The sequence below is a fragment of the Corynebacterium sp. HMSC14B06 genome, from assembly GCF_001807075.1.
In the GTDB taxonomy this organism is placed as follows: Bacteria; Actinomycetota; Actinomycetes; order Mycobacteriales; family Mycobacteriaceae; genus Corynebacterium; species Corynebacterium jeikeium_D.
In genome coordinates, this window is the sequence record NZ_KV787355.1 from 187,679 (window position 1) to 199,142 (window position 11,464).

At 60.9% G+C, this 11,464-nt stretch carries 7 protein-coding genes and 4 tRNA genes; 9 read left to right on the forward strand and 2 right to left on the reverse strand.

Annotated features, from left to right (window positions below; all coding sequences use genetic code 11):
- Positions 1-14: 14 nt before the first annotated feature.
- Positions 15-983, reverse strand: coding sequence for an NAD(P)H-quinone oxidoreductase (locus tag HMPREF3130_RS00875; RefSeq protein WP_070429126.1), 969 nt, complete (start codon positions 981-983; stop codon positions 15-17).
- Positions 984-1,180: 197 nt separating this feature from the next.
- Between HMPREF3130_RS00875 and HMPREF3130_RS00880 the strand changes: the two genes are divergently transcribed.
- The 5 genes from HMPREF3130_RS00880 to HMPREF3130_RS00900 all read left to right on the forward strand — a co-directional run bounded on the left by HMPREF3130_RS00880 (position 1,181) and on the right by HMPREF3130_RS00900 (position 5,286).
- Positions 1,181-1,265: transfer RNA gene (locus tag HMPREF3130_RS00880), tRNA-Ser, on the forward strand.
- Positions 1,266-1,805: 540 nt separating this feature from the next.
- Positions 1,806-2,582 carry a DUF11 domain-containing protein gene (locus tag HMPREF3130_RS00885; protein WP_070429127.1) on the forward strand — a complete coding sequence of 259 codons (777 nt, stop codon included), beginning with the start codon at positions 1,806-1,808 and terminating at the stop codon, positions 2,580-2,582.
- A 58-nt stretch (positions 2,583-2,640) separates the two neighbouring features.
- Complete coding sequence (locus HMPREF3130_RS00890) at positions 2,641-3,369, forward strand: hypothetical protein (protein ID WP_070429128.1); 729 nt, start codon at positions 2,641-2,643, stop codon at positions 3,367-3,369.
- Between the two features lie 287 nt (positions 3,370-3,656).
- Complete coding sequence (locus HMPREF3130_RS00895; protein WP_016421838.1) at positions 3,657-4,400, forward strand: hypothetical protein; 744 nt, start codon at positions 3,657-3,659, stop codon at positions 4,398-4,400.
- Entirely contained in the window at positions 4,393-5,286 is an 894-nt protein-coding gene (locus HMPREF3130_RS00900; protein ID WP_101688002.1) for a hypothetical protein, read from the forward strand. The genes HMPREF3130_RS00895 and HMPREF3130_RS00900 overlap by 8 nt, the downstream gene beginning before the upstream one ends.
- A 14-nt stretch (positions 5,287-5,300) precedes the next feature.
- Here HMPREF3130_RS00900 and HMPREF3130_RS00905 read toward each other — a convergent pair whose 3' ends face one another.
- Complete coding sequence (locus HMPREF3130_RS00905; RefSeq protein WP_070429129.1) at positions 5,301-6,440, reverse strand: histidinol-phosphate transaminase; 1,140 nt, start codon at positions 6,438-6,440, stop codon at positions 5,301-5,303.
- 211 nt (positions 6,441-6,651) lie between these two features.
- Between HMPREF3130_RS00905 and HMPREF3130_RS00910 the strand changes: the two genes are divergently transcribed.
- The 4 genes from HMPREF3130_RS00910 (at position 6,652) to HMPREF3130_RS00925 (ending at position 11,370) form a co-directional block, all read left to right on the forward strand.
- Positions 6,652-6,743 (forward strand) — tRNA-Ser (locus HMPREF3130_RS00910).
- 3 nt (positions 6,744-6,746) lie between these two features.
- A tRNA-Arg gene (locus tag HMPREF3130_RS00915) sits at positions 6,747-6,822 on the forward strand.
- Between the two features lie 583 nt (positions 6,823-7,405).
- Positions 7,406-11,065 (forward strand): phosphoribosylformylglycinamidine synthase, encoded by a 3,660-nt coding sequence (locus HMPREF3130_RS00920; protein WP_070429130.1) that lies wholly within the window; start codon positions 7,406-7,408, stop codon positions 11,063-11,065.
- Between the two features lie 232 nt (positions 11,066-11,297).
- A tRNA-Arg gene (locus HMPREF3130_RS00925) sits at positions 11,298-11,370 on the forward strand.
- Positions 11,371-11,464: the final 94 nt, after the last annotated feature.

Sequence of the window (11,464 nt, forward strand, 5' to 3'; positions counted from 1 at the left end):
AGGCAGCCGGTTAACTAGACGGTCAGCACAATCTTGCCGCTGACCGCGCCACTGTCGAGCAGCTCGTGGGCCTTGGCTGCGTCACGCATATCCATGACCTCATGAATTTGAGGGGTGACGGTGCCGTCGGCAAGCATTGGCCAGATGGTGTCCTCTGTGGCGTTGACGATGCGAGCCTTGTCAGCGAGATCGCGGTAGCGCAGGCCGGTGGCGGTGATGGAGCCGCGCTTGCTCAGCAGGCGGCCGATGTTGAGCTCTCCCTTAACGCCGCCCTGCATGCCGATGATGACCAGGTGGCCGTCCTTCGCCAGGGCCTTGACGTTTCGGTCGAGGTATTTTGCGCCCATGATGTCCAGAATGACATTGGCACCGCCCTCAGCTGAGACAATCTCCTCGAAGTCCTCTTCCTTGTAATTGATGAGGATGTCGGCGCCGAGCTCCTTGCACTTAGCCAGCTTCTCCGCCGAACCGGCGGTGACTGCGACGCGAGCACCGAGCCGCTTGGCCATCTGAATAGCGAAAGTGCCGATGCCACCCGCGCCACCGTGGACCAGCAGCAGGTCGCCTTCCTTGAGGCCGGCAATCATCACGACATTCGAGAACACCGTGCAGGCAACCTCGACGATAGATGCGGCCTCGGTGAAGGAGTAGCCATGTGGTAGTGGGAGAATCTGGCCGGCCGGGACTGCGACCTTTTCGGCGTAAGCGCCACCGGAGAGAAGGCAGCAGACCTCGTCGCCGACTTTCCAGCCCTGGGAGTCGCCCTTGACCTCTTCAATGACACCCGCGCACTCCAGGCCGAGGGTGTCGGTCACGCCTTTCGGTGGCGGGTAGTGGCCAGCGGCCTGCAGCAGGTCAGCGCGGTTTACGCCAGCGGCTTTGACCTTGACCAGCACCTGCCCATCCTCGAGAGTCGGTTCCGGAGCATCGGCCCATTCCAGGGCGCGGGGGTTGGAAAGATCAGTCTGAATGATTGCCTTCATAGTCTTCAAAGGTAATGCAAAAACTGGTTATGCACGCGGTATTTCAAGCTCTTTTGCAATTAGCAAAAATAGTTATGTCTGTAGAGGTGGATGCTTGGGGTGTGGTTTCCGATGAAGGGCTTGCGAAAGGTGCTGGCAAGGGGTGTTATGAGGGCGTTTGCTGCCTTACGGCGGTATGCGGTTATGATGTTGGCGTTGGAAGTATGGCAGAGCGGCCGAATGCACTGGTCTTGAAAACCAGCGAGGGTCACACCTCCGGGGGTTCAAATCCCTCTACTTCCGCAGCTGGGAGCCCTCGGTAGATCTTCTACCGGGGGTTTCTCCATTTCTCCTAAAAGTTGGCGTATGTACTGAGGTCGGCGACGGATAGTTGGACCTTTGGGCGGTTTTCGTGGTTAACCCCGTTATGGGGTGGTCGGACGGGCATGTAATTGGGCTCTTTGGATACCCCTGAACAGCGTTACAGGGGGCAAGCTGGGGTGTTTTGTCGCGGGATGGAAAATGGGGTCAATTTCGGCAGCGGTGGGGAATAGCCATTTCAGGGCAGTGTGTATTTCTATAGTTAAAAGTATTCCAGCCGGCCCAAACCTGTAACGCATGTGCGGACGTGTGACTGGTGTGACCGATGTGGCGACATAGTTTTCGATTTTTAGGTTGATGTTCGAAAAATGGCTACTTGTTGCCGCCGTCGATAGGTGTCGTATTAACTATCGCCAAGTGAATCGCACGCCGATGCATCACGCGTGCATTCCTACTGGAGAACCCCCATGTTGGCCTACTCCGACCACAAGTCTTCGCATCGTTAAAAGGAGCCCGTGACAGATGGCAACTCGCACCGTACGTAACCGCAGCATTGCTCGCATTGCTGCACTCTCTCTAGCCGCAGGTATGACCTTTGCGGGATTCGGTAATACCGCACATGCTCAGGAACTGCCGAGCATTGATTCCATCACTCAGACCGTCACCGACGCCATTGGCGAAGTCACCGGTACTGGTTCCTCCAGCGCGACGCATAGCTGGAAGAACTCCAATGTGACGCGATCCGTTGAGGTCAATGGTGTCGCGGGTGCCGTCGTCAAGCCTGGCGATGTCGTGACCTTTACTCTGACCTACACGGACAACAACATCTGGGGTGCGAAGTCCTACATTCAGCGAATGACCGATGTCATTCCGGATGGCCTGCAGTACGTGGCCAACTCGGCGACGTACAAGGTCGGCGACGATGAGTGGGCGGATCCGAACGAGTCGGATAAGTGGCTGGAAATCGTTAACAACGGTGCGGTGGAGTTTAAGGCCGGCACCATCTTTCAGGCATGGGGCTCCCCGACCACGTCGACTGTGAGTTTCAAGTGGCAGTACCGCGTCACGGACGCGATTGCCGACGGTGCGTTGAATACGGGAACCGAAATCCACTTCAACCCAGGCGACAAGGTGGAGAAGCTGCATGACATGGGGCCGAAGCTCACTGTGAAGCGGGAGGCGCCGGCTCCGGGTATTCCGGGTATTCCGGATGTCCCAGGTGGCTCGCTGGGCTCCCCGAGCCTGCCGTCACCGGGCTTCCAGTCCCCGGGGCTGCCGTCGCCGGGCATTAACCGCTAAGTAATTCCAGCTTTTCCACCGCGCCTGTTTTCAGGTTTTCACAGAGAGTTTTCCCATCATGCGCAATATGCACTCCAAGAACATCGCGGCCTCTCGTCCGCGACGTCGCTCCCGTACCGCCATTGCCGCAGTTACCCTCGCAGCTGGCTTGACCTTCGGTTTCGGCGCTCCTGCCATGGCGCAGTCCCCGGGTCTGCCCTCGCCGAGTCTGAACTCGCCAGGACTTAATTCGCCTGGTCTGACCCTGCCGGGCTCGAGCGCCCCGAAGAAGAAGCTCGGCACCATCGGTGGCCCGGCATGGTCTGCTGATGTTTACTCGCAGATTATCCGCGGTAAGGAGGTCCGACCGGGTGACGAGGTCACGATCCGTATTGAGGTCGTCGGTGTCAACGGCAACGCCAAGCTGCGGGGAATCGGCCACAACATCCCGGCTGACTTTGAGCTCGTTCGTGTGACTCGCCAGTCGCAGGACAATATCCTCGGCGGCGGTATTTACACGCTGAAGGAGGGGGAGTACGTCAACACCGAGCGCAACGGTAATCGTCAGGTGCGCCTGTCCTGGACGGAGGGCGGCTTCCTCGGTGCCTTCAAGGACAACCCGACTGTCAGCAGTTCGAAGTCTGTCTCCGTTGACTTCACGTACCGGGCTCCGGACTACGAAGGTGAGTTCGACAACGGCGGCTACGCCCACGTGGGCGCGCTTTTGAGCCCCAACGAGAACTGGGTTGTCGGCGGCGAAAAGGTAGTCGTGAACAAGAATGCGAAGCCGTCGTGGTGGCCGTTCTAACGACTGTTCTAGGTCGCGATTAGCGGCAGTTCTCCAGGGATGAGTAAAAACTTCCCCAGATAGAGAGCGAATTACAGAACGTAAACCCCCGGTCGCATGCGGTCGGGGGTTTCGTGTGTCCGAAATCTGCCACAGGTAATTTTGCGGAGGTAATTTAATTGCTCCGACCAACGTGTACTGTGGCCTGAAACAATACGGGCAAATTGCCAAAACCGGTAAGCTCGGTCTTGCTGTAATACAAACCCAGCGTCATGCTGGCGGACGGTATTGAGGGAAAAGGTCGAACAATGGCAACGAATCGGAGCAACCACTCGGACGACTCGTTCGGTGAGTGGAGCATAAATCCGGGCACGTCAGATGATCAACCGTCCGCTGATACGCCGGCAAATGCGTGGAGCGCTGTGGATGGGTCACAGTGGGAGCAGCCTGAGGGGCAGACCCAGTATCTGCAGCAGCAGTATCCACAGTCCCAGCAGCCTGAACCATACCGCCCTGCCCCCTATGTTCCAGGTCCGCAAGCTGGTCCGGCTGCTGCGCCGCGCAATGACAACAAGGGGCTGACCATCGCGGTTATTGTCCTGGCACTCGTTGCGGTCGCTCTCTTCGTCGGCGCAATGGCTTACTTCTACTTCTCCGATTCGAAGGGAGTGAATTCGGCCGGCAGCAACTCGCCCCAGTCGGTTCAGTCCGCTAGTGCTGAGGATTCCTCCACGTCGTCGACTGCTGAGCAGAAGCGTCGCGCTGAAGGGTTCCAGCCGCCATCGAATTGGCGCCACTGCTCCGGCTCAGGCGATCCGGGTGATTTGAACTTGGTATATGCAGAAGATGTCGGCGGTAACACGACGACCTGTCAGTTTGCCACCAACGTCCGCAATTCCTTCGTTGAGCAGTATCAACTTACGAAGAAGCTCAACGGTACTGTCACCGCTAGCAGCCCAACAACAGGCAAGACATACAGCATGACCTGCCGCGATAACGGTGAGGTTGTCACTTGTACCGGCGGTACGAATGCGACGGTGCACATTGTCTAAACGTCTCCGAGTAGCTCTGGCCGCAACCGCCGTCGTCACGCTCGGCCTTAGCGCCTGCACCATCGGCACCGACTCGGCGGACATGCCGTCGCCGACGCTATCCAATCCGCTTGACGACGGCCCCGGCGGAGCATCCTCCGACGGGAAAGTTGTGCCCGGTGAGATGCCTCGCGAAGTTGTCGAGGCAGTGAAGTCCGCGCAAAAGGAACTCGGTGGTCTGGCCGGCGCCGCTCTGGCAACGCCGGATAAGGATTCCGAAGTGGTTGCCACAGGTGACTTCAAAACGGGTCCGGCCTGGTCTACCTCCAAGGTGCCGATTGCGGTGGCTTATGTGCGCCAATCGGGCGTGGATTCCCTGGTCGAAGCCGCAATCACGGTTTCCGATAACGATGCGGCTGAGTCCATGTGGTACTCCCTGGGCGATGACGCGACCGCGGGCGCGACCACCGACGAGATTCTCCGAGAGGGCCACGACACCCGCACCGTCATGGGCACTGACCGCATCCGTGCGGAATACACCGTCTTCGGGCAGACGCAGTGGGATTTGCGCGACCAGGCTATTTTCGGCGCCAATTTGCAGTGCATCGAGGCGGGCCCAAAGGTCGCTGACCTCATGGGACAGATTGCCGACGAGCAGTCCTACGGCCTCGGACGCATCCGCGGTGCCCACTTCAAGGGTGGGTGGGGCCCAGATGATGAAGGTGTCTACCTTGTGCGGCAGTTCGGCTATCTGCCGGGCAAGAAGCCGGGCACCTTCGTTGGTGTCGCTATCGCAGCTCAGCCTGACGACGGCACCTATGAGACCGGCCAGCAAATGCTTGACCGCATCGCAAAGGCGATTGAGCGCAGCGGTGGCGCGACCACCGGCCGCGCCGGTAGCTGCTAGCTGAGCGATAGCTGTTAGCGCTCAATTCCTAGCGCAGCCAGCAGCTGCGAGGTCTCTTCCTCAGTAGTGATGGTGATGCGAGCACCTTCGCCGGCAAAGCAGCGGATGAGAATGTTGCGCTGCGCCAGGAAGTCACCGAGATCCGTGGTGGTGGCCACCGAGACGTCGTCAAGCAAAGAGAGATCCGCAATCCGACCCTCGTCAATCCAAATGAAGTTGGCCTGCGAGTTCGGCAGCACCGTCTCGCGGCCGGTGGCGGCGTTGATGGCCTCTGTGACGGCGACGCGCTGTGCGCGGACCTCAGCAATGCGGGCGGTGAGCTCTTCCTGTGCGTCGAGCGAGGTGAGCGCGGCAATCTGCGCGAGAGTGTTTACGGAGAAGGGGATAGCGACCTTATTCACGGCCTCCACAAGCTTCTCCGGGCCGAACATGTAGCCCACACGAAGCCCGGCCAAACCGTAGACCTTGGAGAATGTGCGCAGGCCAACCAGGTTGGGGTAGGTATCCAGCAGCTCATGCGCCAACGGGGTAGCAGCATGAGTGGCCTCGTCCACCAGCTCGATGTACGCCTCGTCGAGAGCGACCACAACATCGCCCGGAACCTGCGCCATAAACTCCGCGAATGCCTCGCGAGTGATGGTCGTGCCCGTCGGGTTATTGGGATTACAGACGAAAACCAGGCGCGTGCGGTCGGTGATAGCCGCAGCCATTGCCGAAAGATCATTGCGACCCTGCGCATCCAGCGGCACCGGCACCGGAGTAGCCCCGGCGACGCGAGCGAGAATGGGGTAGGCCTCGAAGCTGCGCCACGGGAACACGACCTCATCCCCATCCGCACAGGTGGCCTGCACGAGCTGCAGGCACAGAGCGGAGGAGCCGCAGCCGACCGCGACCTGCTCCAGGGGCAGACCCAGATGCTCGCCGAGCTTAATGCGCAGGTCAACCGCGCCCATGTCCGGGTAGCGGTTCGGGCTGGTGGTTGGGTCAGCGATGGTCTGCGAGATGGCCTCCACCACCGAGGGCAGTGGCGGTTGGGTCATTTCATTGGACGCGATCTTCAGCGCGCCGGGCACAGCCTTGCCCGGGACATAGGCCGGAACCTGCTCGAGGTCGGCACGGGTTTTGGGCTGAACTGAAGATGCATCGTTGGTCATAGGCCTAACTGTAGAACATGGCCCGGATTGGGCAGTACAGAATCCCCGCAAAATCCCAAGGTGTGGTCGCTATTTGTGGCGCCGTATTTGGTGGCTCCGCGGGTGTTTTGCTTTTCAATTCTTGTGTTCTGTAGGATTGGCTGCGGTTATTTGGTCTCGTCCACGCAATGGCGAACAGCTTTGCTGAAGCGGGATCGATGCCAGTGGTTTTGGAGGCGTGCCAGAGCGGCCGAATGGGGCTCCCTGCTAAGGAGTTGCCTGTCTTGCGACGGGCCGGAGGTTCGAATCCTCTCGCCTCCGCCACACGCGCCCGTAGCTCAACGGATAGAGCATCTGACTACGGATCAGAAGGTTAGGGGTTCGAATCCCTTCGGGCGCACCATGTAGACCCGCACCGTGGAGGTGCGGGTCTTTTTGTTTTATTACCTGGCAGTGCAGCGCGAGCCGGGGCATTGCGGGGCGGGGCAGCGCGGTCCTTCACTTGTGGCCAGGGTTCGGTCACTTATCGATGGTTTCTCGTGACCTGTCGATGGTTTTGCGCCACTTATGCGCACGCTGTGGGTGCTACGTGTGCACTTGTCGATGCACTGTTCACTTGTGGCCAGGCTATAGCGAATCGATGGGTGAACTATGCATCGATAAGACAACGAACCAGCTCCCTTGCTTCAGCAACGCGCAGCAACAGGTAGCAAAGCGCAGCAACAGGCACCAACCCGGACCTGCCGACCGACTCGCCACCTCTCTGAGCCGCCACGGCCGTACCTCCAACACCCCCGCGCAGCCTTTGCCCGACCGAATCCGATTAGCCTGGCCTTGTACTTGGTCAATCGGGGCTTCCGCCCCGCGCCGCCTCCGCCCCGCGCCGTCCCGCGCCGCCTCGCGCACCGGGGGACATTTTCCTATCCTGAACAGTTGCAATAGACTTAGACCCCGGTTGCCCTCCCCGTATTTCGATAGGAGCCTTGATGGACGCCCGTCTAGCCGTTCGCCGTAAGCCCGAGTTCCGCAATGAGGAAGCTACGCTGCTGTCCTCGATCGGCCAGGACGGCGAGGTGGCAATCTACTATCTCTACGATGCTTTCGATGCGACGGAGGAGGATCTTGTCGCGCTGCGTGAGTCGGTAGTTGCTGATTCGCGTGTCGACGAGCTGGTCGAGCTCCCGGCCCCCGCCGAGCTGGGGAACTACCTTGCTGTCGAGCCGCTGCCTGGCCAGTACGACCAGCGTGCCGATGCCGCCGAGCAGGCCCTGCGCCTGCTCCGCCCGGAAACGCAGGCGCAGATCACCTCGGCAACGCTGTATGTTTTCGATGCTCCGGTGAATGACGCCGTGCGCTCCTTCCTCATCAACCCGGTCGAATCGGGGGAGAAGAACCTGAGCGTCCTGCGCCGTCCGAGCATGGGCGAGATTGAGCCGCTGAAGGAGTACCCGGGCTTCACCGAGCTGGATGACGAAGGCCTGGCCGAGCTGCTCGCAGCCGACGGCATGGCCATGTCGCTGGCTGACCTGAAGACCATCCAGGATTACTTCCGCTCCGAGGGCCGCACTCCGACCGAGGTAGAGCTGTCCGCGCTGGATACCTACTGGTCGGACCACTGCCGCCACACCACCTTCAACACCGAGCTGACCTCCATCGAGAACAACGAGCCGCGCTTTGCCGCGCAGTTGGATCGCGCGCTGCGTCGCTACGACGAGCTGCGTGAGCTCAACGGCCGCACCCACAAGCCACGCTCCTTGATGGACATGGGCACCATCATGGGCCGCGAACTGCGTCGCACGGGTGTCATGGATGACCAGGAAGTCTCCGAAGAAATCAACGCCTGCTCCGTCTATGTCGACGTCGAGGGCGATGACCGCAAGTGGCTCCTCATGTTCAAGAACGAGACCCACAACCACCCGACCGAAATCGAGCCATTCGGTGGTGCCTCCACCTGTCTCGGTGGCGCTATCCGCGACCCGCTGTCGGGTCGCTCCTGGGTCTACCAGGCCATGCGTCTGTCCGGCGCAGGTGACATCAACACTCCGCGCGAGCAGACCCTCGAGGGCAAGCTGCCGCAGCGCGATATTTCCTCCCGCGCCGCAGCCGGCTACTCCTCCTACGGCAACCAGATCGGTCTGGCCACCACTGGTGTGCGCGAGCTGGTCCACCCGGGATACGTCGCTAAGCGAATGGAACTCGGTGCCGTCGTCGCCGCTGCCCCGGCAGACAACGTCAAGCGCCTCGAACCTGCGCCGGGCGATGTGGTGATCATGCTCGGTGGCCGCACCGGCCGTGACGGCGTCGGCGGTGCGACCGGCTCGTCCAAGGCTCACGATGAGGACTCGCTGGGCCGCTCCGGTGCCGAGGTGCAGAAGGGTAACCCGGTCAACGAGCGCAAGATTCAGCGCCTGTTCCGCCGCGAGGACGTCGCCACCAAGATTGTCCGCTGTAATGACTTTGGTGCAGGTGGCGTGTCCGTTGCGGTCGGTGAGCTGGCTGACTCCATCGACATTCACCTCGAGCGCGTGCCGCTGAAGTACGCCGGTCTGAATGCCCGCGAAATCGCGATTTCCGAGTCCCAGGAGCGCATGGCGCTGGTCGTGCGCCCGGAGGACGCCGACTTCATCATCGCCGCCGCTGCCGAGGAGAACATTGAGGCAGTCGCGCTGGCAGACATCACCGACACCGGTCGGCTGCGCATGTTCATGGGCGACGAGGTCGTGTTCGACCTCTCCCGTGAGTTCATCGACACCAACGGCGCCGACCGCGCCCAGAACGTCGAGATGGTTGCTGCGGAGGGCGGCGTCGTAAAGCAGGCTCCGACGAGCGTACTGGAGTCGCTGCGTGCGGCGACGGCGGGCTCCCAGGAGGGCATGATCGAGCAGTTCGACTCGACCGTCGGCCGCTCCACCGTGCTCATGCCGTACGGCGGTGCGACGCAGAAGACCGACGAGCAGGCGTCGATCCAGACGCTGCCGGTCGATGGCGGCACGAGCACCGCGTCCATCATGACCTGGGGTTACTCGCCATCGCTTGCCGACGAGTCCCCGTACCTCATGGGTTCCTACTCCGTCGTGGAGGCACTGGCTAAGCTCGCAGCGGCCGGTGGCGATCCGCGCGGTGCCTGGCTGAGTGTGCAGGAGTACTTCCAGCGCCTGGACCAGGATCCGAAGCGGTGGGGCGAGGTCGCGCAGGCTCTGCTTGGCCTGCTGGAGGCTCAGGATGGCTTCCAGGTTGCGGCTATTGGCGGTAAGGACTCCATGTCCGGCACTTACGGCGAGGACCTGCACGTGCCGGCGACCCTGGTGACCTTTGCGGTCGCTGCAATGGACGAGACCGACGCTGTCTCTGCCGCAATCCCGGCCGGTAACTTCGACCTCTACCTGTTTGCGCACAAGCCGCTCGAGTCCGGGGAACCGAACTACGAGCAGCTCAACGAACTGTTTGCTGCCGTGCGGGAGCTGCGCCCGGCTGCGGCCTCGGCTGTTACTAACGCGGATCTGGCTGCGACCCTGGTCAACATGGCTGTGGGCAATGGCGTGGGCCTGGAGGCATCCCTTCCGGAGGCTCCGCTGGGTTCCATTGTGGTGGCTGTTCCGGCTGGTCAGGATGTTGAGGGTGCTGTTGAGGGTGCTGTGAAGATCGGTGCCACCGACGAGTCGGGCACGCTGCGCTTCGGTGAGGAGTCCTTCACTGTCGCCGAGGCTCTGGAGGCAATGGAGTCCGGTTACCGTGAGGTCTTCCCGCTCAATGACTACGAGGGCGAGGCCCTGCCGGAGTTCGCTAACCAGGTCAGCGAGACCAAGACTGACCTGCAGAGCCCGGGCAAGAAGGATGTCCACGTGTTGCTGCCGGTCTTCCCGGGTACCAACTCCGAGTACGACATGGCCGAGGCATTCGTCGCTGCTGGCGCTACCTACGAGTTCCACGTAATCCGCAACCTGACCCCGGCAATGCTGGCGGAGGACACGAAGGCGTTCATCGAGAAGCTTCAGGACTCCGACATCCTGGCATTCTCCGGTGGCTTCTCCCTGGGTGATGAGCCGGACGGGTCCGCCAAGTTCATCGCCGCGTTCCTGCGTTCCGACGATGTCGCAGCCGCCGTCAAGGAGTTCGTGGCCGACAACGGTCTTGTGCTCGGTATTTGTAACGGTTTCCAGGCGCTGGTCAAGTCCGGCTTCCTGCCGTACGGCGACCCTGCGCAGCTCCGCGAGGACTCGCCGACCCTGGCCCACAACCGCCAGCTGCGTCACGTTTCCCGCATCGCTACTACTCGCGTCGCGACCGTGAATTCCCCGTGGCTGCGTGGTTTCGAGCCAGGCCAGACCCACCTCATGCCGGTTTCTCACGGTGAGGGCCGTTTCGTGGTTTCCGAGGACGAGGCCCGCCGCCTGTTCGAGGCCGGTCAGGTCGCTTTCCAGTACGTCGATGCCGACGGCGATGCCGAGGGCGTGCCGACGATGACAGCGCCAGCCAACCCGAACGGTTCCTCCTACGCCATTGAGGGCATTGTCAGTGCTGACGGCAGGATTCTGGGCAAGATGGGCCACCCGGAGCGTTTCCGCGAAGGCCTGATGCGCAACATTCCGGGCATTGGTGAGCAGGACATCTTTGGCAACGCTGTCCGCTGGGTCCGCGGCGAGTAGTTCCTCGGTTTCTTCGTTACCTCGGTCAGGGGTACCTCGGTCGGTCCTGTTCGGATAGGCCGGGGTAACCGCTACGAAACCTGTTGTTAATGTGCAACGAATATGTACTTGAATAAGTGCCGAAAAGGTTGCTTGAACAGGCGATTTTGTAAAACTTAGCAGGATGAGTAAAGTATCTATTCGTTGCAGGGGCCGAGGGGATTACCCCAGAGTCGCTGAATAACAACAAAATGCGCCCGTAGCTCAACGGATAGAGCATCTGACTACGGATCAGAAGGTTAGGGGTTCGAATCCCTTCGGGCGCACAATGCAGACCCGCGCCGATAAGGTGCGGGTCTTTTTGTCTGCCTGACTTATCGATGGTTTTCGGGGTTAAGTAAAGAAAAGTGTGTCTTTTCC

Bases quoted from the DNA above. Each gene is read 5' to 3' on its own strand.
- HMPREF3130_RS00875 (WP_070429126.1), bottom strand. From the start codon at position 983: ATGAAGGCAATCATTCAGACTGATCTTTCCAACCCCCGCGCCCTGGAA.
- HMPREF3130_RS00885 (WP_070429127.1), top strand. From the start codon at position 1,806: ATGGCAACTCGCACCGTACGTAACCGCAGCATTGCTCGCATTGCTGCA.
- HMPREF3130_RS00890 (WP_070429128.1), top strand. From the start codon at position 2,641: ATGCGCAATATGCACTCCAAGAACATCGCGGCCTCTCGTCCGCGACGT.
- HMPREF3130_RS00895 (WP_016421838.1), top strand. From the start codon at position 3,657: ATGGCAACGAATCGGAGCAACCACTCGGACGACTCGTTCGGTGAGTGG.
- HMPREF3130_RS00905 (WP_070429129.1), bottom strand. From the start codon at position 6,440: ATGACCAACGATGCATCTTCAGTTCAGCCCAAAACCCGTGCCGACCTC.
- HMPREF3130_RS00920 (WP_070429130.1), top strand. From the start codon at position 7,406: ATGGACGCCCGTCTAGCCGTTCGCCGTAAGCCCGAGTTCCGCAATGAG.